This window comes from Massilia soli, from assembly GCF_016809835.1.
Lineage (GTDB): Bacteria > Pseudomonadota > Gammaproteobacteria > Burkholderiales > Burkholderiaceae_D > Telluria_A > Telluria_A soli.
Window position 1 is genome coordinate 430,780 of the sequence record NZ_JAFBIL020000001.1, and the last position, 21,406, is coordinate 452,185.

23 protein-coding genes are annotated in these 21,406 nt (G+C 65.3%); 6 read left to right on the top strand and 17 right to left on the bottom strand.

The annotated features are described in order from the left end of the window. The first annotated feature begins 15 nt into the window (after window positions 1-15). Together hslU and I4X03_RS01970 are read left to right on the top strand one after the other, a co-directional pair. Window positions 16-1,356, top strand: a complete 1,341-nt coding sequence (gene hslU, locus I4X03_RS01965) for an ATP-dependent protease ATPase subunit HslU (protein ID WP_223466203.1) — start codon at window positions 16-18, stop codon at window positions 1,354-1,356. A 23-nt stretch (window positions 1,357-1,379) separates the two neighbouring features. Continuing rightward, window positions 1,380-1,580, top strand: coding sequence for a hypothetical protein (locus tag I4X03_RS01970; RefSeq protein WP_223464826.1), 201 nt, complete (start codon window positions 1,380-1,382; stop codon window positions 1,578-1,580). A 13-nt stretch (window positions 1,581-1,593) separates the two neighbouring features. On the opposite strand, the gene I4X03_RS01975 is transcribed toward I4X03_RS01970, so the two are convergent. The 17 genes from I4X03_RS01975 to gpmA all read right to left on the bottom strand — a co-directional run bounded on the left by I4X03_RS01975 (window position 1,594) and on the right by gpmA (window position 19,451). Continuing rightward, window positions 1,594-2,295, bottom strand: coding sequence for a type II secretion system protein N (locus I4X03_RS01975; protein WP_223464828.1), 702 nt, complete (start codon window positions 2,293-2,295; stop codon window positions 1,594-1,596). A 21-nt stretch (window positions 2,296-2,316) separates the two neighbouring features. Continuing rightward, the gene (gene gspF / locus I4X03_RS01980; protein ID WP_223464839.1) at window positions 2,317-3,537 is read right to left on the bottom strand and encodes a type II secretion system inner membrane protein GspF; all 1,221 of its coding nucleotides are present in this window, start codon (window positions 3,535-3,537) and stop codon (window positions 2,317-2,319) included. Between the two features lie 10 nt (window positions 3,538-3,547). Then, entirely contained in the window at window positions 3,548-4,969 is a 1,422-nt protein-coding gene (gspE, locus tag I4X03_RS01985; RefSeq protein ID WP_223464844.1) for a type II secretion system ATPase GspE, read from the bottom strand. A 9-nt stretch (window positions 4,970-4,978) separates the two neighbouring features. Next, window positions 4,979-7,216: a type II secretion system secretin GspD gene (gene gspD, locus I4X03_RS01990; RefSeq protein ID WP_223466211.1), complete on the bottom strand. Its 2,238-nt coding sequence runs from the start codon at window positions 7,214-7,216 to the stop codon at window positions 4,979-4,981. Beyond that, window positions 7,216-7,989 (bottom strand): type II secretion system protein N, encoded by a 774-nt coding sequence (gspN, locus tag I4X03_RS01995; RefSeq protein ID WP_223464846.1) that lies wholly within the window; start codon window positions 7,987-7,989, stop codon window positions 7,216-7,218. The genes gspD and gspN overlap by 1 nt, the downstream gene beginning before the upstream one ends. Next, entirely contained in the window at window positions 7,986-8,507 is a 522-nt protein-coding gene (locus I4X03_RS02000) for a type II secretion system protein M (protein WP_223464848.1), read from the bottom strand. Before I4X03_RS02000 ends, gspN begins: the two co-directional genes overlap by 4 nt. Then, on the bottom strand, window positions 8,504-9,721 hold the full coding sequence (gene gspL / locus I4X03_RS02005) for a type II secretion system protein GspL (protein WP_223464850.1): 1,218 nt from the start codon (window positions 9,719-9,721) through the stop codon (window positions 8,504-8,506). Before gspL ends, I4X03_RS02000 begins: the two co-directional genes overlap by 4 nt. Before the next feature lie 17 nt (window positions 9,722-9,738). Further along, window positions 9,739-10,698: a type II secretion system minor pseudopilin GspK gene (gspK, locus tag I4X03_RS02010; protein WP_223464854.1), complete on the bottom strand. Its 960-nt coding sequence runs from the start codon at window positions 10,696-10,698 to the stop codon at window positions 9,739-9,741. After that, the gene (locus I4X03_RS02015; RefSeq protein ID WP_223464855.1) at window positions 10,698-11,321 is read right to left on the bottom strand and encodes a prepilin-type N-terminal cleavage/methylation domain-containing protein; all 624 of its coding nucleotides are present in this window, start codon (window positions 11,319-11,321) and stop codon (window positions 10,698-10,700) included. Before I4X03_RS02015 ends, gspK begins: the two co-directional genes overlap by 1 nt. Then, window positions 11,318-11,704 (bottom strand): type II secretion system minor pseudopilin GspI, encoded by a 387-nt coding sequence (gene gspI / locus I4X03_RS02020; protein WP_223464861.1) that lies wholly within the window; start codon window positions 11,702-11,704, stop codon window positions 11,318-11,320. Before gspI ends, I4X03_RS02015 begins: the two co-directional genes overlap by 4 nt. 3 nt (window positions 11,705-11,707) lie before the next feature. Continuing rightward, complete coding sequence (gspH, locus tag I4X03_RS02025; RefSeq protein ID WP_223464865.1) at window positions 11,708-12,187, bottom strand: type II secretion system minor pseudopilin GspH; 480 nt, start codon at window positions 12,185-12,187, stop codon at window positions 11,708-11,710. Window positions 12,188-12,205: 18 nt separating this feature from the next. Further along, window positions 12,206-12,658 carry a type II secretion system major pseudopilin GspG gene (gspG, locus tag I4X03_RS02030; RefSeq protein WP_223464873.1) on the bottom strand — a complete coding sequence of 151 codons (453 nt, stop codon included), beginning with the start codon at window positions 12,656-12,658 and terminating at the stop codon, window positions 12,206-12,208. Between the two features lie 119 nt (window positions 12,659-12,777). Further along, the gene (locus tag I4X03_RS02035) at window positions 12,778-14,895 is read right to left on the bottom strand and encodes an amidohydrolase family protein (RefSeq protein ID WP_223464881.1); all 2,118 of its coding nucleotides are present in this window, start codon (window positions 14,893-14,895) and stop codon (window positions 12,778-12,780) included. Window positions 14,896-14,998: 103 nt separating this feature from the next. Then, window positions 14,999-15,742 carry a HesA/MoeB/ThiF family protein gene (locus I4X03_RS02040; RefSeq protein ID WP_223464883.1) on the bottom strand — a complete coding sequence of 248 codons (744 nt, stop codon included), beginning with the start codon at window positions 15,740-15,742 and terminating at the stop codon, window positions 14,999-15,001. Between the two features lie 7 nt (window positions 15,743-15,749). Next, a complete protein-coding gene (locus I4X03_RS02045; RefSeq protein WP_223464885.1) occupies window positions 15,750-17,234 on the bottom strand; it encodes a S41 family peptidase in 1,485 nt (494 codons plus the stop codon). A 30-nt stretch (window positions 17,235-17,264) separates the two neighbouring features. After that, window positions 17,265-18,662 (bottom strand): murein hydrolase activator EnvC family protein, encoded by a 1,398-nt coding sequence (locus tag I4X03_RS02050; RefSeq protein ID WP_223464887.1) that lies wholly within the window; start codon window positions 18,660-18,662, stop codon window positions 17,265-17,267. Between the two features lie 42 nt (window positions 18,663-18,704). Beyond that, window positions 18,705-19,451 carry a 2,3-diphosphoglycerate-dependent phosphoglycerate mutase gene (gene gpmA / locus I4X03_RS02055; RefSeq protein ID WP_223464889.1) on the bottom strand — a complete coding sequence of 249 codons (747 nt, stop codon included), beginning with the start codon at window positions 19,449-19,451 and terminating at the stop codon, window positions 18,705-18,707. 96 nt (window positions 19,452-19,547) lie between these two features. On the opposite strand from gpmA, the gene I4X03_RS02060 reads away from it, so the two are divergent. The 4 genes from I4X03_RS02060 to I4X03_RS02075 all read left to right on the top strand — a co-directional run bounded on the left by I4X03_RS02060 (window position 19,548) and on the right by I4X03_RS02075 (window position 21,401). Further along, on the top strand, window positions 19,548-19,949 hold the full coding sequence (locus I4X03_RS02060) for a rhodanese-like domain-containing protein (protein WP_223464891.1): 402 nt from the start codon (window positions 19,548-19,550) through the stop codon (window positions 19,947-19,949). Window positions 19,950-19,980: 31 nt separating this feature from the next. After that, window positions 19,981-20,244 (top strand): glutaredoxin 3, encoded by a 264-nt coding sequence (grxC, locus tag I4X03_RS02065; RefSeq protein ID WP_223464895.1) that lies wholly within the window; start codon window positions 19,981-19,983, stop codon window positions 20,242-20,244. A gap of 144 nt (window positions 20,245-20,388) precedes the next feature. Then, on the top strand, window positions 20,389-20,862 hold the full coding sequence (gene secB / locus I4X03_RS02070; protein WP_223464897.1) for a protein-export chaperone SecB: 474 nt from the start codon (window positions 20,389-20,391) through the stop codon (window positions 20,860-20,862). A 95-nt stretch (window positions 20,863-20,957) separates the two neighbouring features. Continuing rightward, a complete protein-coding gene (locus tag I4X03_RS02075) occupies window positions 20,958-21,401 on the top strand; it encodes an SH3 domain-containing protein (RefSeq protein ID WP_223464899.1) in 444 nt (147 codons plus the stop codon). Window positions 21,402-21,406 lie beyond the last annotated feature (5 nt).

Sequence of the window (21,406 nt, forward strand, 5' to 3'; positions counted from 1 at the left end):
GTGCCTAATTCAATCATGAACATGACGCCCCCCGAAATCGTCTCGGAACTGGACAAGCACGTGGTCGGCCAGGGCAAGGCCAAGCGCGCTGTCGCGATCGCGCTGCGCAACCGCTGGCGCCGCCAGCAGGTCGACGAGCCGCTGCGCCACGAGATCACGCCGAAGAACATCCTGATGATCGGCCCGACCGGCGTCGGTAAAACCGAAATCGCGCGCCGCCTGGCGCGCCTGGCCGAAGCGCCGTTCATCAAGATCGAAGCGACCAAGTTCACCGAGGTCGGCTATGTCGGGCGCGATGTCGACACCATCATCCGCGACCTGATCGACATCGGCGTCAAGCAGACCCGCGCCAGCGAAATGAAAAAAGTGCGCCAGCGCGCCGAGGAAGCTGCCGAAGACCGCGTGCTCGACATCCTGGTGCCGCCGCCGCGCGACTTCGGCTTCAACGCCGGCGCCGCCAGCAGCGAGCCGAGGGAAGGCGACAACACGCGCCAGACCTTCCGCAAGCGCCTGCGCGAAGGTGCGCTGGACGACCGCGAAATCGAGGTCGAGGTGGCCGAAGCGGCGCCGCAGATGGAAATCATGGCGCCGCCGGGCATGGAAGAAATGACCGAGCAGATCAAGACGATGTTCTCGGGCATGGGGGCGGCACGCAAGAAGCCGCGCAAGGTCAAGATCGCCGAAGCGATGAAGCTGCTGGCCGAGGAAGAAGCGGCCAAGCTGATCAACGAAGACGAGATGAAGCAGAAGGCGATCGCCAATGTCGAGCAGAACGGCATCGTGTTCCTCGACGAGATCGACAAGATCGCCTCGCGCTCGGAAGCCGGCGGCGCCGACGTCTCGCGCGCCGGCGTGCAGCGCGACCTGCTGCCGCTGGTCGAAGGAACCACCGTCAATACCAAGTACGGCATGATCCGCACCGACCACATCCTGTTCATCGCGTCGGGCGCCTTCCATCTTGCCAAGCCGTCCGACCTGATCCCCGAGCTGCAGGGCCGCTTCCCGATCCGGGTCGAGCTCGAGTCGCTGTCGATCGCCGATTTCGAGTGCATCCTGACCAGCACCGACGCCTGCCTGACGACGCAGTACGAAGCGCTGCTGGCGACCGAAGGCGTCAAGCTCGAGTTCGCGGCGGACGGCATCACGCGGCTGGCCGAGATTGCGTACTCGGTTAACGAGCGCACCGAAAACATCGGCGCGCGCCGCCTGTACACCGTCATGGAAAAGTTGCTGGAAGAAATTTCCTTTACCGCCAGCGACAGCGGCGGGCAGGTCCTGGTCATCGACGCGGGCTACGTCAACGCGCGGCTCGACAAGCTGGCCGAGGACGAAGACCTGTCGCGCTACGTGTTGTAATCGTCCGGGACCGGGAGCGCGGCATGGCGAACAAGGCATTGGCGACGCGGCAGAAGATGCGGCTGCGCCTGGAACCTTCGCAAACCTTCGGCAAACCGCGCAACCCGCTCGCCGTGCTGGCCAAGCAGCGCGCGGCGGGCGCCCACATCAAGAGCAAATCGGCGCAGCGCCAGGCCGACAAGCGCGCGCTGGCCAAAGCCAGGCTGAAACCCGACGACGAGTAAAGTCCGCGCCGGCTTACTGCGTGACCGGCGGCGCGCCGATATTGCGGGTTGCCGGCGGCATCTGCACCGGTGGCGCGGGCGGCGGCGGTGTCGTTACCCCATCCACCGGGCGCGCCATCGGCACCGGCGGCGGCGGCTCCTGGTCCGGCCCTTGCGGCGGCTCGTTCTGTTCGTCTAGTTCCTGCTGCTGTTCGCCCGGCGCGGCCGACTGCGGCATCGGGCGCGGCTGCGCCGGCATCTGCTGCTGCTGGGGCATCGGCTGTCCCTGCTGCGGGTAGGCCGGCGGCGCCGGCGCATCCATCGGCAGCGGCGCCGCCATCTCGCTGGCCGGGCGCGCGTCGACCGCCAGGTCGATCCGCTTGAGCACACCGCCTTCCGACAGCATCACGTAGCGCGGATGCACTTCCTTGACCACCACCCCGGCGGAGAGCTCTTTCCCGATCGGGAAGGCCTTGGCCGGCTGGCCATCGGCCACCAGGATCGCCACGCTGTTGCGGCCAGCGGCGACCACGCCGGTCAGCTGGTAATTCGATACCACCGCCGTCATCGCCTGGCCGCCGAACAGGGTGGCGGCGGCGTCCACCGCCGGCTCGGGCAGCGCGGCCACCGGCACCGCGGCCAGCGGGCGCTGGTCCGGCTTGTACAGCTGCAGCACCCAGTACGCGATCGAGGCCGACAGGGCCACGAGGGCGAGCAGGGTTAAAAGTAAAGGCATGCGCTTCATCAGATTCCTTCGTTACCGCACCAGCTGGTTGATTTCAATGATCGGCATCAGCACCGCGAGCACGATCAGCAGCACCACGATACCCATCGCGACGATCAGCAGCGGCTCCAGCAGGCCGGCGATGGTCAGCGTGCGCCGCTCGACATCGGCCTGCTGCGACAGCGCGGCGCGGTCCAGCATGGCCGGCAGTTCGCCGGTGATTTCGCCCGCGCGGATCATGTGGATCAGCATGGGCGGGAAATGCTTTTGCGCCGACAGCGCGCGCGCCAGCCCGACGCCTTCGCGCACGCTGGCGCTGGCCTGCTCGACCAGCTCCTTCATGGCGACGTTCGACAGCGTGTCGCGGCTGGTGTCGAGCGCGTGCAGAATCGGTACGCCCGAACCGGTGGTGATCGCCAGCGTACTGGCGAAACGCGCGGTGTTCAGGCTGCGCTCGAACTTGCCATAAATTGGCGCGGTCAGCAGCCAGGTATGCCAGCGCCGCTTCAGGTCCGGATTCTGCAGTGCCCGGCGCCACATGAAGAACGCGCCGATCAAGCCCACAGCAACATAGATCCCATAACCGCGCACAAAGTTCGACACCGCCAGCATCATTGTCGTCAGCAGCGGCAGTTTTTGCTTGGTGTTGGCAAACACCGACACGATCTGCGGCACCACATAGGTCAGCAGGAAGATGACGATGGCGAACGCCAGCACGGTGACGATGGCCGGATACAGGAACGCCAGGCGCACCTTCTGCACCAGCGCGTTGCGCCGTTCGATATAGTCGGCCAGGCGCGACAGCACCCGCGCCAGGTGGCCGATCTGCTCGCCCGAGGCGACCAGCGCGCGGTAGATTTCGGCGAAGTCGCGCGGATGGCGCGACAGCGCGTCGGAGAACGGCGCCCCGCCCATGACTTCGGAACGGATCGAGGCGATCAGGTCGCGCACGTACGGGCGTTCGGCCTGTTCCAGCAAGGCGGTAAACGCCTGCTCGAGCGGCAGGCCCGCTTCCAGCAGGCTGGCCAGCTGGCGGGTAAACAGCGCCAGCTCGACCTGCGACAGCTTTTCGCCGATGCCGCGGCTTTTCGCCACGCCGGCCGCGTCCAGCTGCGCGGTGATGGCTTCGACGCTGAGCGGCGTCAGGCCCTGCAGGCGCAGGTCGGCGCGCGCCGAGCGCGGGCTGTCGGCGTTGACCACGCCCTTGCGGGTGGCGCCGGCGTCGTCGACGGCTTCGTAGCGGAATGCTGGCATCGTTGTCGGCCTAGTCCTTGGTCACGCGCAGCAGTTCGGCCTGCGTCGTGGTGCCGTCGCGCAGCCAGCGTTCGCCGTCTTCGCGCATGGTCTTCATGCCGCTGCGCTGGGCGGCGTTCTTGATGTCCGCCTCCGACGCGCGGTTGTGGATCTGGGCGCGGATTTCGTCGGTGGTCTCGAGCAGCTCGTAGACGCCGACCCGGCCCTGGTAGCCGGTCTGGCCGCACTTGTCGCAGCCGACCGCCTTGTAGAACTGGCCGTCGGGCTCCTTGCAGTGCACGCACAGCTTGCGCACCAGGCGCTGCGCCATCACGCCCAGCAGCGACGACGACAGCAGGAAGGGCTCGATGCCCATGTCGAGCAGGCGGGTCACGGCGGCTGCCGAATCGTTGGTGTGCAGGGTCGCCAGCACCAGGTGGCCGGTCAGGGATGCCTGCACCGCGATCTGCGCCGTTTCCAGGTCGCGGATCTCGCCGATCATGATCACGTCCGGGTCCTGGCGCAAAATCGCGCGCAGGGCCTTGGCGAAGCTCATGTCGATGCGGGCGTTGACCTGGGTCTGGCCGACGCCGATCAGGTCGTACTCGATCGGGTCTTCGACGGTCAGGATATTGGTGGTGCTGGCGTTCAGGCGCGACAGCGCCGCGTACAAGGTGGTGGTTTTACCGGAACCGGTCGGGCCGGTCACCAGCACGATGCCGTGCGGCTGCTTGATCAGGGTATCGAACTGCGGCAGCAGGTCCGGGCTCATGCCCAGGTGCGACAGGTCGAGGCGGCCGGCTTCCTTGTCCAGCAGTCGCAGCACCGCGCGTTCGCCGTGCCCGGTCGGCAGGGTCGAGACGCGCACGTCGACCGGCTTGCCGCCGACGCGCAAGGTGATGCGGCCATCCTGCGGCAGGCGTTTTTCGGCGATGTCGAGCTGGGCCATGATCTTGATACGCGAGATCAGCGAGGCATGGATGCCCTTGCGCGGGCGGACGATGTCGCGCAGCGCGCCGTCGATCCGGAAGCGCACCACCGAGGTCTGCTCGAACGGCTCGATGTGGATGTCGGAGGCGCCTTCGCGCAGCGACTGCGTCAGCAGCGCATTGATCATGCGGATCACCGGCGCGTCGTCGGACGATTCGAGCAGGTCTTCGATGGCCGGCACGTCCTGCAGCAGCTTGGTGAGGTCGAGGTCGGCGTCGAATTCGTCGGCCACCTGCGAAGCGTCGCCGCCGGCGCTGGCGTAAGCGCCGGCGATCGCCGCTTCCAGTTCGGCGCGCGGCATCGAGCGCAGCGCGATGCGGCCGAAGCGGCGCGATACCTCGGCGATCGCCGCCGGCGCGGTCGCGCCGGAGATCCAGACCTCGACCGGGTTGTCGTTATCGCCATCCGTACGCGCGAGCACGCCAAAGTCGCGGGCAAAAGCGTAAGGCAAAAGATTGTTCATCGCGGTTCTCTATTTCTGCACAGGGCGGTACTTGCTTGCATCCGGTTCGACTGGCGCGAGGGTGCTGCGCGGCTGGACCGGCACCAGCGCCGCGGGCGGACGCACCGGCACCGGCGCCATCGCGCCGCCCAGCGGCGGCTGGCCCTTGACCAGCGCCGGCAGCACCGGGGTGCCATAGTCGGGCAGCACCACCGAGCCGGTTTCCGGCTGCGAACGCACGCCGGCCGAGCGCATGAAGTCGTAGCGGTCGGTGGCGATGACGTTGCTGTCTTCCTTGCTGCGCACGATGACCGGGCGCAGGAAGATCATCAGGTTGGTCTTGGTGCGCTGGCGGCTGCGGTACTTGAACAGGTTGCCCAGCACCGGAATGTCGCCCAGCCCGCGCACTTTTTCTTCGCTGTCGCTGGTGTCGTCCTTGATCAGGCCACCGAGCACGATGATCTGGCCGTCGTCGGCGATCACGTTGTTTTCGATGATGCGGATGTTGGTCGTCACGCCCGAGGTGGCGGCAAGGCTGGTCGGATCGACGTTCGAGTTCTCGCTGTAGATCGCCATCTTGATGGTGCCGCCTTCGGAAATCTGCGGACGCACCTTGAGGGTGATGCCGACGTCGCGCCGGTCGATGGTCTGGAACGGGTTGCTGGCGGTGCCGCTGGCCGGGGTGGTGAACTGGCCGCTGATGATCGGCACGTTCTGTCCGACCTTGATGGTCGACAGCTCGTTGTCGAGCGTGAGCATGTTCGGCGTCGACAGGATGTTGGCGTTGCCGTCGGTTTCGAGCGCATGCGCCAGCGCGCCCAGGCCAAGCTGGCCATTGATCTGTTTGAACAGGCCGATGGTCAGGCCTTTCGCGGACGGCAGCGCCGGCGGGTTGGCCAGGGCGCCGGCGGCGATCGTGCCGATGTTATTGGCGCCGCTGGTGAAGCCCTGCAGGCCGCCCACCCGGTAGCTGCTGTTCTCGTTGCCGGACAAGCCGAGCCACTGCACGCCGAATTCGGCGGCCTTGGCCGAATTGACTTCGACGATCAGCGATTCGATATAGACCTGGGCGCGGCGCACGTCGAGCATGTCGATCACCGAGCGCAGGTTGCGGTAGACCGCGTCCGGCGCGGTGATGATCAGGGTGTTGGTCGAGGCGTCGGCCTGGATGAAGCCCGCGCCGCCGCCGCCGGTGGCTTCGCCGACCTGCTGGCCGGGCGACTGCGCACCGAGCGAACTGACCTGGTTGCCCATCATGCCGCCGCCCTGCCCCTGGCCGCCGAAGCCGCCGCCGGCAGCGCCGCCGCCGCTAGGAATGCTGCCGCCTTGCGTGCCCTGCCCCGGCTGCGATGCCGCCGAGACGTCGCCCGACACCACCGCGCGCAGGGTCTGCGCCAGCTTGGTGGCGTCGGCGTTTTTCAGGTAGACCACGTGGACGTTACCGGCCTGCGAGGTCGGCGCATCGAGTTTGGCGATCAGCTGGCGCGCCAGGCGCGCGCGCGCTTCCGACGGCGCCCGCAAAATGAGCGAGTTGGTGCGCGGGTCGGCCACCACCGAGACGCGGCCGGAGTCGCCGCCAGGGCCTGGTTCCATCAGCTTGTTGACCATCGCCGCCATGTCGCTGGCGATGCCGTTGCGCACCGGGATCACGTCGACGCCCGCCGCCACCGGCGCGTCGAGCGCGGCGATGATCTTGGACAGGCGGCGCAGGTTGTCGGCGTAGTCGGTGACCACCAGGCTGTTGTTGCCCGGGTTGGCCATGATCGAATTGTTCGGCGAAATCAACGGACGCAGCACCGCCGTCAGGTTGGCCGCCGATTCGTAATTGAGGTAGTAGATCTGGGTGGCGATCTGGTCGCCGCGCGCGCGCGATCCGCCCACGCCGACCTGGGTCGGCGAGGCCTGCAGCTTGGCTTCGGCTTCCGGCACCACCTTGGCGAAACCGTCGGCGGTGACCACCGCGTAGCCTTGCAGGCGCAGCGCGGACGTCAGCAGCGCAAAGGCCTGCGACTTCGAGATCGACTTTTCCGACACCAGCGTCAAGGTGCCCTTGACGCGCGGGTCGATGACGAAGGTCATGCCGGTGTAGTGGCCGACCGCCTTGATCACCGATTCGATGTCGGCGCCGACGAAGTTGAGCGCGGCCTGGTTCTCGGTCTGGGCCCAGGCCGGGCCGGCGCTGGTGACGACCGTGCAGCACAGCAGGGCGCCGGCGGCGATGCGGCGCAGTGCCGGGAATTGGAAGGTGCTGCCAGACAGTTTTTTCATCATTTGAACTCTAACGCGATTATTTTCTTGCCGTCCACCATACGTCGTTGGCCCAGCAAGTTCAGGAGGTTGCCCAGCGTGTCTTCATACCCGGGGCCGGCTTCTGCCTGGCCGGAAAACTGCAGGCGCCCATTGTTCAGGGCCCCCGTTCCGGACAACAGCAGCGCGCCGCGCACCGTTCTCAAATTCAATTGCGCCTGCTGGCCACGCCAGTCGAACGCAAGCTCGTAGCTACCCAGCGGCTTGATGGGCGACATGCGCGAACCCATATCCTGCATCGATAGCAAGGTGCGCCCATTGACGGACACGGCATTTCCGGCGCGCGCCAGCGCCAGCGTGGTCCACGACAGCTGCATCATGCCGCTTGGCGCCAGCGTATTCAGCGGCGCGCCGAGGCCGGCCAGGCCAGCGGCCGGCAGGCGGATCGCCGCGGGACTCACCTGCCATTCCGACCAGCTGCCCGTAATCAATACCGGCTGCGTCAGCGCCTGCGGGTTTTCCAGCGTCATTTCCACCCGTCCCAGCAGCACCATTTTCGACAGCTGCCACGAGAAACGTCCCGGCAACAGCGGCGTCACCGCCCCGCCTTCGCCTGGCGCGCCGCCGATGAATGCTGAGCCGCGCCAAAGAGTACCTTGCGCATCCCCCAGAGTCAAACGTGCACCAGTCTGCTTCTCAACGATCGGCCCCAGCCAGGTCGCGGGGAAGAACAGCAATATTGTCACCCCGACCGCAAGGCCGATGGCCGCCAGCCACAACGCGGCGCGCTTCATCGTGTCCCGGCGCCGGTAGCCTGCTGCAAGGTCACACTGGCATCGACCTGGCCGGGCGCACCTTGCGCCGTGACCGTCATGTCCTGTACCGCGATGCGGTTCTCGCGCCGCTGCGCATCGAGCCACATCACCAGGTTGGCAAAGGAAACATTACTAACCTGCAACTTCGCGAATTCGCCGGTCATGCTCAGCGACTGCGGGACGATGCTGCGGGTGGCCAGGCTGGCGGAGAGCGACTCGCGCGTCATCGGCGACGGCTGCGGCACCGGACGGGACGCCAGCTGGCTGGCCTCCAGCGCCATCGCCTGCAGTTCGGCGGCCTGCTGGCGCATCTCGGGCAGTTTCTGGCGCAGTTCGGCGCGGCCAGTCAGCGCCGGATCGATGAAGATCATGTAGGTCAATGCCGCGAACACGACGCCGCCGCCCACGGTCAGGTATTTGCGTTCCTGCTCGGTACGCGCCAGCCAGTAGACGGCGAGGCGCTCCTTGAACTGGCCGATCGATTGCATGGCCTTCATGATTGTGCTCCAGTGCTGCGGATCTGCCAGACCCCGGCAGCGGTTTCGGTCAGGGACAGGCCGCGCGCGGCCAGCGCGCTTTTCACCTGGTTGGCCAGGGCCGGGTCGTTCGCCTCCGGCTTCAGGCGGACATTCAGCGCGCGTTCGCGGAACTCCAGCGAGCCGATGGCCGCTTCGCGCCCGGCGCCGCGCATGGCTTCGCCGAAGGCGGCGGCCAGGTAGACGAACTCGTCCGAGCTGACTTCGCCCTGCGCCGCTTTCGCCAGCGCGATGTTCTTGCGCATCTGGGCGGCCGGATCGAGGATCACGGTTTCGTTCGGATAGGCGGCGCGGAAGGTGGTCGTCATCGACTGGCGCAGCGCCTCGGCTTCGCGCTTCATGCGCAGCCACTCGATGTTCAGGCCGGCGATGTTGACCACGAAGGCCAGCAGCGCCAGCCCGATCGGCCAGCGCCAGCGCTTCCAGTCGGCCGCGCGCGAGCCGGCCGAGCCGAGGCCCGGGACCAGGTCGAGGCTGGTGGTGTGGGAGCCGTCGACCCAGTGCAACCAGTCATCGGCCACCAGGCTGACGCCGGGACCGGCTTCGGCGGCGATGGCCTGGTATTCGCCCAGTTGCGCCGGCGCCACGTACAGGGTCAGTGGGGCGTCGCCCGCCAGCGCGCGCGCGGTTTGCAGCGCCACCATCGGCTCGGCGCCGGTCATGTCGAGGCCAAGGCCCTGGAACTGGGCGAAGCGCAAGGTGATCTCGCCGCCGCGGATGGCGCCGGACACCGTTCCCGGCTCCAGCGGCAGGCACAGCTGGGCGGGCAAGGCGGTCACGCCGTGCGCGCCCTGGGCCAGCAGCAGCTTGACGATCGGTTCGAGCCACGAACGCTGGACCACCGCGACCGTGCGGGTGCCGTCCGGCGCCGACACCGGGGCCGGCACCAGCACCAGATCGGATGGGTCGCCCAGCACGTGCTCTTCGACCAGGCCGGGCAGCGCCGCCTTCAGGCGCGCGGTCGACAGCGGCGGTACCTTGACCTGCAGCAGGGTGACGTCGGATGCGGCCAGCATGACCACCACCTTGCGGCTGGAGGCCATGACGTCGGACATGTTGCGCAAGGCGCCCTCGCCCTGCTGCGCGATCTTGCCACTGTCGGCGACCAGCGCGTACTGGGCCAAGGCATGCTCGCCCTCTCCGCGGGCAGGATGCCGGATATATAAAGTACTCAAACCGTCTCGCTTTCGTTCTAGTTTTGGCGAATGGTTAACACCGTTGTTGAGGCGGCCAGGCGTTCGACCAACGCCTCGGTATCCAGGTTCGCCCGATCAAGCCGTATTCTGCTCTGCACCAGGAAAAACTGGCTGCCTACCGTCAGCGAGTTCGGATCGATGGCCTTCTTGCCGATACTGTCGAGCTTCGCCGTAAATGCCGGCAACGTGCGGAAGTAAGCCGTCTTGCGCGCCGCCACCAGCGACTGCGCTTCAGACAGCGACATGTTTCCGATGACGGCTGCCAACACTTCCGCGGACGCTGTGTTCACATTAACACCATGCTTGTTCGCCGTTCCTGTCGCAAGAGGCAGCACGATAACAAAATCGCGTAGCTTGGCAACGATTTCCGGCGTATAGCCTGGGATCGCGAGCAAATCTTCCACCCGGCTGATCGCCACCGGCAACGACTTGACCGGAGGCGTTGTCTTGCCGACTTCCGGCGTCGGCGTATGCGTGCTAACCATATAGTCCGCGGTACGCTTGGCCAGTAATGGATCCACTTGCAGCACTCGCAGCAGATTTCCGTAAATCCGGATCTGCTCGGACTCCAGCTGCGGTCCAGTGGCCAATAAGCGCAGATTGTAGCGTGAGGCGGCGTCAATTACCCGGCCAGACAGTGTCGCATCAAAAACTTCGCCTTCGATCCGCTCGCGCTCAATATACTGGTCGAGCCGGGTTTCAGCCAGTGGCGTGTTCCAGACATCGTTGAGCGAGGTGACGCCATCGCCCTGCGAGCCCGCTGTCTGCAACACCAGCCGGGCCCAGTCGAGCGCCCCGCGCAAGATCCATTTGGTTTGTAGCTGCAGCCGCTGGTTTTCCATCGAACGCACCTGCACCTGCTGCTGCCAGAACAGGCTTGCGACAATGCTCACCGCGAGCGTACACAAAAGTAAGGCGGTAATGACGGCCACGCCGCGCTGCTTGTTCAGCCTCATCACATGCCCCCCAACAGGAATGCCTTGCTCATCGGGATCTGCTGGCCCTGCACCTGCAAGGCCACGCGCAGGCCGGCTACGGGGAGGCCGGCCCACTGCGGCGTACTCGGCTGCGCTTGTTGCTGCGGCGCGCCAGCCATGCGCCACATATTGTTATCCCAGGTTTCCACTTGCATCGACAGCACGCCGGTTTGAAGGATCACCGGCGGTGTCGTATCGGCGTTGCTGAGCGCCGCCTGCCAGAACACGTCCAGTTGCACCAGGTCGCGGGTGCCGGCCGACTCGCGCCGGATCAAGACGCCATCGATGATGCGGTAGGAAATGACCTGCAATTGCGACGGCGCGTTTTCGCTGTGCCAGTTACGCACCAGTGTCATGCCGCCGGCATCGGCGGTCAGGTTCGGGCGTCCCTGCAAGTCGTTCGAGGCGACGATGTGTTCGCCATCGCTCTGCATCTGCGCGAAGGCCAGTTGCATGCCGCGCGTCGTTTCCATCTGGTCGGTCAAGGCGACGCGGGCGCGCACGATGCCATCCAGGCCGCGCCAGCCGAGCACGGCCACGATGGCGAGGATGCTGATTGCCACCAGTAGTTCGATCAGGGTAAATCCGGCTGCGCGCTTCATCGTTCCCTCAGCACCAGTTGCACCAGCTTGATGATGCGGCGTTCAGGGTTATCCGAGTCGTAGACGCTGACCTCGACCCGGCGCAGGCGCGGGTTGGGGCTTGCCAGCACTTCTTCCTGGCAGATCAGGCGCAGGTCGCCTTGCGGGCATTCGAATGACTGCTTTCCAATCTCCGGGAAATCTTTCGACAGGCGCACCTGCACCAGCCGGTTCTCGGCTGACCAGGTCGCCATCATCGCGGCGCGCAGGCCCGAACTATTCTGGGCCAGGCTGCCGACCGCGCGCAGCGAGGCGCCCAGCGCGGTGCCGACGATGACCAGCGCCACCAGCACTTCGAGCAGGGTAAAGCCGCGCGAACGGCGTGGGAGGCGGAACATGTTCATCGCTTATTCGACCACGAAATGGCCGACGCCATCGGCGCGCACCGCAACCTGGTCTTCGCCATTGCTGAGGGTCAGCACGAACGGACGGTCGACCGGCTCGCGGCCGAAGGTGATGCGCATATTGGTGTTGGTGGTGCCGCCGGTCTGCGCGGGCGGATCGAGCCGCAAGGTGATCGGCGCGTTCTTGAAAGTGCGTTCCCGCAGCAAGTCATCGTTGATGACCTGGTCCCAGCTGGTTTCATTGCGCACCAGGAAGCGATAGCGGTCGCTATTGGCTTCGAAGGCGATCAGGCGGTTGCGCACGATGGCTTCGTCGCGCGCCAGCTGCAGCAGCAACGCGATGCGCTGCGCCTCTTTCTGCAAGTCCTGGCGCGGGCTCGGGATCGCGTTCAGCGACACCAGGCCGAGCGTGATCCCGATGATGACCATGACGACCATCACCTCGACCAGCGTAAAGCCGCGTGCGCCCCGGGCGCGCTGCATGAGCGTCAACCTTGGTGGTTAGTTATCCCACGAACCGACGTCGGTGTCTTCACCGGTTCCGCCTGGCTGGCCATCGGCGCCATACGAGAACAGGTCGACTTCGCCTTTGACGCCGGGCGACAGGTACTGGTAAGGGTTGCCCCAAGGGTCTTTTGGCAGCTTTTCAACATAGCCGCCGGATTTCCAGCCATTGGCCGAGGGGCCGCTGGTTGGCTTTTCGATCAGCGACTTCAGGCCCTGTTCGGTGGTCGGATAGCGCTGGTTGTCGAGTTTGTACAGCTTGAGCGCTTGCATCAGCGTCGAGATATCGACGCGCGCCGCGGTCACGCGCGATTCGCCGGTACGGCCCATCAGCTTCGGCACGACCAGCGCACCGAGGATGCCGATAATAACCACAACCACCATGATTTCCACCAGGGTGAAGCCGCGTGCGACGAGGCGGTGGCGCGGACGGTTTGGAGCTTTATGCATTTGGTTCAGGTCTCACAGTAATGACAACGAAAGATGAGTATAAGACGGTTTCGCCCCCGCCACCATACGGCGGGGGGCTTATTGTAGGCACGTTGGTCAAATCACGGCCACGCGCTTGATCAATGCTGATGACGCGCGGTTCCGCCCATTTGCTTCAAGGCGCCTTCATTGCCGCCGGACGCGATATTAGACGAAACCGGCGGAAGTGCGCGTAAAGTTGGCGTATCTTTCACAAACGGGAGAATTCCCAGTTCCTTGTCGATCTCGGTCGGGAAGATCACGTGGCCACGCGTGATGACCGCGGCAACCTTGCGGATATCGTTGATGTCCTTGGTCGGATCGCCATCCACCAGCACCAGGTCGGCCAGCTTGCCCGGCTCGATCGAACCGCGCTCGTGGCTGGTGCGGGTGTACCTGGCGCCGTTGCGGGTGGCGACCTGGATCGCTTGCGCCGGGGTCAGCCCCGCCTTGACCAGCATCGCCAGTTCCGACTGCAAGGTGAAGCCGGCCATTTCGTCGGTACCGGCCACGATCGGCACGCCGGCGCGGTACAGGATGCCAACAAAGTCGACCATCTTGGCGTACGACTTTTCGTAGCGCTTCAGGGTCGCATCATCGGCGATCTTCATCGTACCGACGTGGAAGCCGCGCTTGACGTCAGGCGGCATGTGGTCGGCGATGGCGACGAACGGCTCGTTCAGGTCGCCGTCCTTCTGCTTCATGAAGGCAAACGTGGCCAGGGTCGGGTCGACCACGATCTGCTTGGCCTTCAGGCGCGCGACGAATTTCTTGACGGCCGGCGAATTGAAGTCGAGGCCGGCGACTTTTTCGGACGGCAAAATAAAGCGCTCGAGCGTGCGGGTTTCCGTCTGCGGCGTGGCCAGGAAGTTCAGCATCACCTGGTTGATGTGCTGGATCTCATCGTAGCCCGCGTCCAGCGCCTCGTGCGCGCGCAAGCCGGCCGGGATGTGGCCGCCCACGCGCATGCCGCGGCTGTGGGCGTAGGCAACGGTGTCCTTCAGGATCGCCTTCGGGAACGAGTTGTAGATCTTCAGCTGCGGGTAGCCGTGCTCGGCGTACCAGTCGATCGCGTTCCTGGCGGCGGCAAGGTCCTTGACCACAAAGCCGCCATTCGACGAGAACGGGCTCTCGCCTTCCAGGAAGCCGGCCGGCACGATCTGCGGACCCAGCAGCATGCCGTTGCTGGTCTCGTCGATGATCTGCTGGACCTGCGCATTGTCGTTGCCCATGTCGCGCACGGTGGTGACGCCGGCGGCGAGATTCAGGCCGCCTTCCCAGCGGCCGACGTGGCCGTGCATGTCGAACAGGCCCGGCAGCATGATGCGCCCGCCCGCATCGATATCGTTGACCGCGCCGCGCACCGGCGCGCCGGCCGGCAGCACGGCGGTGATGCGGCCGCGCAGCACATAGACATCGGACGGCGCACCGACGGTGGCCTTGGCGCTGTCGAACACGCGCGCGTTGCGCACCACGGTCAGGCCATTGAGCGGATGCTGCAAACGCTTGGCAAGGTCCACCAGCATCTTGCTTTCGGAGACTTTCTGGCGCGCGGCCAGGGTCTTGCCGACGTCGCTCCAGCCCTGCTCCGTCATGGTCATGTAACCTGGGATGACGACCGCGAACAGGCGCGGCTTCTCGCCGGTGGTGGCCCAGAAGAACTGCGGCGACATGCCGATGCCGGTCTGCGCCAGCAGCTGCACCTTCTGGGTCTTGCCGCCAGCGCTCACATCGATTTCATCGAGCTTGCGGTGCGACAGCGTGCCGGACGGCAGCAGCGGCAGGCTGGCGCCGGGACGCGCGGCCAGCGCGCTGATGGCGACCGAGGCCACCTCGAACGAGCTGTTCAGCGGAACGTAGAGCGCGGCGCCATTGACGGCCTTGCTGCCCTTCTCGGACGTCGAGCGCCAGCTGGCCTGGTCGCCGACGCGGTCGAACTGCTCGTCGACGACCGCGCCATACGTCGAATTGCCTTTGACGGAATAGTTGGAGATGGTGCCATCCTCGGCGACCTTGAACTGCTCGGTCAGCTCGGGGCCGCGGCCATTGTCCTTGAAGATGTAGCGCACCCGGGTGGTGCCGTCGTCATCGCGCTCGACGACCTGTTCGCCGGCGCGTTTGCCGTTCTCGACATGGATGTCGTACCGCGTGGTGGTGGTCGCCGCATGGGCGGAAACGCCGAAGGTGGCGGCGACGGCAAGTGCAAGAATGCGATTCATCAAAAAGTATCTCCAGGAATTATTATTAATTACTTACGATTATCTTCCAAAATGGTGGTCACCGTGACCCGGTCTGTCCCCGATTTTGGAATGATGCTCAATGTTAGTTGCAAATGGGGCAGTCGGGGTTCTTGCCGACGCGGATGCTGGTCCATTCCATGGCGCGGCCGTCGAGCAGCAGCAGGCGCCCGGCGAGCGAGGTGCCGATGCCCGTGATGAGCTTGAGCGCTTCGGCCGCCTGCATCGCACCGATCACGCCGACCAGCGGGGCGAATACGCCCATCGTGCTGCAGGCGGCGTCTTCGAAGTTCTGGCCTTCGGGGAACAGGCAGGAGTAGCACGGCGTCGCCGCGCCGCGCGGGTCGTACACGCTGATCTGGCCGTCGAAGCGGATTACCGCGCCCGAGACCAGCGGCACCCCGGCGGCGAAGCAGGCGCGGTTGACCGCGTGGCGGGTCTTGAAGTTGTCGGTGCAATCGAGAACGACCGTGGCGCCGCGCACCAGCTCGGCAAGCCGCTGGTCGCCGACGCGCTCGCACACCGCCGTGACGTCGATGCCGGGGTTGATCTGCAGTAGCGCGTCGCGCCCGGACTCGGCCTTGTTGCTGCCCACCCGCGCGGTGGTGTGCATGATCTGGCGCTGCAGGTTGGTCAGGTCGACCTGGTCGTCGTCGACCAGCATGATGTGGCCGGCGCCGGCCGAGGCAAGGTAGAGCGCGGCCGGCGAGCCGAGCCCGCCCGCGCCGATGATCAGCACCTTGGCTTCCAGGATCCGCTCTTGCCCTTCGATGCCGATGTCTTCGAGCAGGATGTGGCGCGAGTAGCGCAGCAGCTGGTCGTCGTTCATGCGGCCATCATTTGCGCTCGCCCTTGATCTCGGCTGGCTTTGCGTCGGGCCTGGCCAGCGCCGCCGGTTCGGTCTTCTCGGCGCGCGGTTCGGCCGCCGACAGCTTGACCGGCAGCCCTTTGAAGCGGTTCAACGCCTGCTGCAGCTGGAAGTCGTCCTTGCTGCCGAAGTCGAGCGGCTTGCGGTCGCGCGCGGCGGCGCTGCGGGCGGCCTGTTCGGCGTCCATCGCGTCCGGGGTCTTGATGGCCGGCGCGGCCGGCTTGGCGTCCTTGTCGCTGCCATTGGCGAGATGCTTGACCAGGTCCGATTCGCGCACGCGCAGGCTGTTCAGGCCGTCGCCGTCGGCAGTTTCGTCGACCATCACGTCCGGCACGATGCCCTTGGCCTGGATCGCGCGCCCGTTCGGCGTGAAGTAGCGCGCGGTGGTGAGCTTGACCGCGGTGTCGGCCGACAGCGGGCGCAGCGTTTGCACCGAGCCCTTGCCGAAGGTCTGGCTGCCGAGAATCGTCGCGCGCTTGTAGTCTTGCAGGGCGCCGGCGACGATTTCCGACGCCGACGCCGAGCCGCCATTGACCAGCACGATCACCGGGACGGTTTTCAGTGCCGCCGGCAGCTTGGCGAGCGGGTCGCCAGAGGCCCGCGCGCCGTAGAATTCGCGCCGCGCATAAAACACCTGGTTCGAGTCGGGCAGCTGGCCGACGGTGGAGACGATTTTTTTGTCGCCCGGCAGGAAGGCGGCCGAGACGCCGATCGCGCCGGGCAGCAGGCCGCCGGGGTCGTTGCGCAGGTCAAGCACCAGGCCCTTGAGCTTCGGATCTTGCGCGTACAGCGCGTTGACCTGCTTGACCATGTCGGGGACGGTGTTTTCCTGGAACTGGCTGATGCGCAGCCAGGCGTAGCCCGGTTCGACCATCCGCGACTTGACGCTTTGCACGCGGATTTCTTCGCGCGACAGCGGCAGCACCCAAGGCTGGTCGTCGCCCTTGCGCGCGATCGTCAGCACCACTTTGCTTTTCGGTTCGCCGCGCATGCGCTTGATGGCGTCGTCGAGCGACATGCCCCTGACCGGCGCATTGTCGATACGGGTGATGACATCGCCCGGCTTGATGCCGGCACGGAAGGCCGGCGAACCTTCGATCGGCGTGATGATCTTGACGTAGCCGTTTTCCATCGCCACTTCGATGCCGAGCCCGACAAAGCGGCCTTGCATGCTTTCCTGCATCTCGCGATACGACTTTTTGTCGAGATAGGCGGAGTGCGGGTCGAGCGCCGCGACCATGCCGGTGATGGCTTGCGACAGCAGCTGCTTGTCGTCGACCGGCTCGACATAGTCGGTCTTGATCAGGCCGTAGACGTCGGCGAACTGGCGCAGTTCGACCAGCGGCAGCGGCTGCAGGTCGCCGCCGCGCTGCGCCAGCGCGGTCAGCTGCAGCGATGCCGCAAAGCCCGCCACCACGCCGACACCAATCAGACCGATACTCTTCGCTTTCATCGTGTTCCCCGCCAGCGCAGCTTGTGGCCGCTAGAAATTGACCCAGCCTGCCGGATTGAATGCCTTGCCCCGGTGCCGGAGCTCAAAGTATAGCCCCGATTCTTCAATTCCACCGGTGCTGCCCGCAGCGGCGATCTGGTCGCCTGCGCGCACGGCATCGCCGACGCGTTTCAGCAGCGACTGGTTGTTGCCGTAGATCGACAGGTACTGGCTGCCGTGGTCGACGATGATCAGGTTGCCAAAGCCGCGCAGCCAGCTGGCGAACACCACACGGCCGGCGGCGACGGCGCGCACGTCGCTGCCTTCTTGCGCCTTGATGAACACCCCTTTCCAGCTCGGGCCGGAGCCGCGCTTGGCGCCGAAGCTGGCCGTCACGGCGCCGCTGACGGGCGTGCGCAACTTGCCCTTCATGCTGGCGAACGCACCGTCCGGCGCGGCCGGGGCCAGCGCGATGTTTTCCGGCTTTTCCTCGTCCGGGTCGGGCTCGGGCTCGGCCGGCTTCTGGGCCACCCTTGGCTCCTCAGCGACAGGCTCGGGGCGGCTTGGCACAGGTTTCGCGCCCGGTTTGGCCGCTTCGCGCGCCAGCCGCTCGCGTTCGGCCTGCGCCTTGGCCAGCGCGGCGGCGCGTGCTTCGGCCCGGGCTTTTGCGCGCGCCGCGGCCAGCGCTTCGCGCCGGCGTTTTTCGGCGGCGGCGGCGGCGGCCTGTTGCTGGATCAGCGCCGACAGCCGGTCGACCAGGCCGCTCATGCGCTGTTCGTCGCGCTCCAGGTTGCCAATCTGCTTGCGCTGGTCGGCCAGCCGGGTCGACAGGTTGCCAAGCAGCGCCTTGCGGTGCAGCTTTTCCTTTTCCAGTTTTGATTTCTGCTGGGTTTCCTCCAGCGCGATTTCTTCCAGCTCGTCTTTGGCGTTCTGCACTTCGAGCTGGTTCTGTTCGACCGTCGCCAGGTTGCTGCGCAGCGAGGCGATCAGGCGCGCCTGCGACTTCGACACAAAGGCCATCAGCTGCAGGTCGCGGCTGATGCCGTTCGGGTTTCCACCGGACAGCAGCAGCTTGACCCGGTCTTCGTTGCCGGCCATGTACTGCTCGCGCAGCAGCTTGGACAGCTGGACTTTCTGTTTGTCGATGGTGGCGGCGAGGCGTTCCTGCGCGCCGTCGAGCTCTTGCAGCTTGCGGTTGGTTTGCTGCTGCTCCTCGCTCAGCTCGCGCAGCACGCGGTTGGCGTCGGAAATGGCTTCCTCGGACGCGGCCAGCTCGTCGGCGGCGTGTTCGCGCTCGCTCTCGGTACGCACCACGTCGCGCTTGAGGGTGGCCAGCTTCTTCTGGATGCCGGCGCGGGTTGCCTCAGCCGCAGCCTTTTGCTTGCTGCGGTTGGTGGGCTGCTTGGGGGCCGCGTGCAGGCTCGCCGCCACGGCCAGCAGGGCCGCCATGGCGACCGCCCTGCGGTAAAACATCTGAGCAAATAACAAGACTTACCTGGCCTTCCCTTGATTGGCCACCGCGGCCACGGCAGCGGCGATCGCCTCCTGGTCACCCAGGTAGTAGTGGCGGATCGGCTTGAGCTCGGCGTCCAGTTCGTACACCAGCGGCTGGCCGTTAGGAATGTTCAGGCCGACGATATCCTCGTCGCTGATACCGTCGAGCATCTTGATCAGCGCGCGCAGGCTGTTGCCGTGGGCCGAGATCAGGATCTGCTTGCCGGCGCGGATGGCCGGGGCGATTTCTTCATCCCAGGCCGGCATCACGCGCGCCACGGTGTCTTTCAGGCATTCGGTCAGCGGAATGCTTTCTTTCGCGACGTTGGCGTAGCGCGGGTCGTTGAAGGAATTGCGCGGGTCGTCCGCTGCCAGCGGCGGCGGCGGGGTGTCGTAGCTGCGGCGCCATACCAGCACCTGGGCGTCGCCGTACTTCGCGGCGGTCTCGGCCTTGTCGAGGCCCTGCAGGGCGCCGTAGTGGCGTTCGTTCAGGCGCCAGTCGTTCTTGATTGGCAGCCACATCATGTCCATTTCGTCGAGCGTCAGCCACAAGGTGCGGATCGCGCGCTTGAGCACCGAGGTGTAGGCCAGGTCGAAGCTGAAGCCGGCTTCCTTGAGCACGGTGCCGGCGCTGCGCGCCTCGCGCACGCCCTTCTCGGTCAGGTCGACGTCGGTCCAGCCGGTGAAACGGTTGTCGAGGTTCCAGGTGGACTCGCCATGGCGCATGAAGACGATTTTATACATGAGGATTCTTTAAAGAGTGAGAAATGGGGTGCATATTCAATCAGTTCCAGCTTCTATTTTATAATGCTCGGATTGACTTAAACCATTGGAACACCTGTGAAATTCATTCTTGACCATATTTTTCTCGTTTCCATCGCCGCCGCATCGGGTCTGGCCCTGCTGTTGCCAGCCCTGCAGCCGCGCGGCAAGCGTGCTTCGATCCTCGAAGCGACCCAGATGATCAACCGCAACAAGACCACGATCCTGGACGTGCGCACGCCTGAACAATTTGCCGCAGGTCATTTGCGCGACGCGAAAAACATTCCGCTGTCAGACTTGGGGTCCCGGATCGGTGAACTGGACAAGCAAAAGACCAAAGCCGTCGTCGTCGTGTGTCAGCAAGGCGCGCGCGCCGAGAAGGCCGTCAAGATGCTGCAGAAAGCCGGATTCGACGACGTGGTCAGCCTCGATGGCGGCCTGACCGCATGGACGGCAGCTGGCCTGCCGACCGTCAAATAAACAGCCATCTCTGAACAAGGAGGGAAACCCGATGACAGCCCAAGTCGTGCTCTACCATACCGCAATGTGCCCTTACTGCGTGCGCGCCGAGCGCCTGCTGGAAGCCAAAGGCGTGACCAACATCGAAAAAATCCGCGTCGACCTCGACCCGGACCAGCGCACCATCATGATGCAAAAGACCGGTCGCCGCAGCGTGCCGCAAATCTACGTGGGCGACACCCATGTTGGCGGCTTCGACGACCTGTACGCGCTGGACCAGGCCGGCCGCCTCGATCCGCTGCTGGCCGGCGCCTGATTCGCGCATTCCCAGTCCTGCATCAAGCGCACGGCAGTAAAACTATTACAACCTAATCGGTTTTGATACAATTGCCGTCGCGTTTACTTTCAGCACAACCGGAACGGCGACTGCCGTTCTTTTTTCATCTCACGAAAGCGTTCCATGTCTGACGAAAACCTGCAACCTGTATTCCAAATCCAACGCGTCTACCTGAAAGACATGTCGCTGGAGCAGCCGAACTCCCCAGCCATCTTCCTCGAGCAGGAAGCGCCATCGATCGAAGTATCGCTGGACGTGGGCGCTGAATCGATCGCCGACGGCATCTACGAGTCGACCGTGACCATCACCGTGACCGCCAAGGTCAAGGACAAAGTCGCTTTCCTGGTTGAAGGCAAGCAAGCTGGTATCTTCGAAGCACGCAACATTCCAGAAGACCAGATGGACCCACTGCTGGGAATCGGTTGCCCGAACATCGTCTACCCTTACCTGCGTGGCAACATCGCCGACATCATCACCCGTGCCGGCTTCCCGCCAGTTCACCTCGCGGAAATCAACTTCGAAGTGTTCTACCAGCAGCGCCGCCAGGCACTGGCTGAAGCAGCAGCGGCCGCACCAGCGGCCGGCGCAGTCAACTAAGCAGTTCGCAACACCGGGAAAGGCGGCCTGTGCCCGCGCGCTGCGCGGCAAGGCGCAGGCTGCCACCCTCTCCCAACCTGTCGGCGAAGGCCAGCATGACAATCTCCCGTTTTATCGCAAGCGCAGTGCTGTTGCTGACATCGGCACACCTGCACGCGTTCGAATTCAAGACGGTTGGCGCGAACGCGGTCGTGCTGTACGACGCGCCATCGACCAAGGGCGGCAAGCTGTTTGTCGCGCCGCGCGGCATGCCGGTCCAGGTCGTACTGACCTATGGCGACTGGGCCAAGGTGCGCGACGCCAGCGGCGACATGGCATGGCTGGAGCAGCGCTCGCTCAGTGTCCGCCGCAACGTCGTGGTACGAAACATCAACGCAAAAGTACGCAGCGCGCCCGACGACGGCGCGCCCCTGCTGATGACGGCCGACAAGGGCGTCATCCTCGAACTGGTCGACCCGCAGCCGTCAAGCTGGATCCGCGTGCGCCACCGCGACGGTATTTCCGGCTACATAAAAATGGCCGACGTCTGGGGCATCTGACCCCA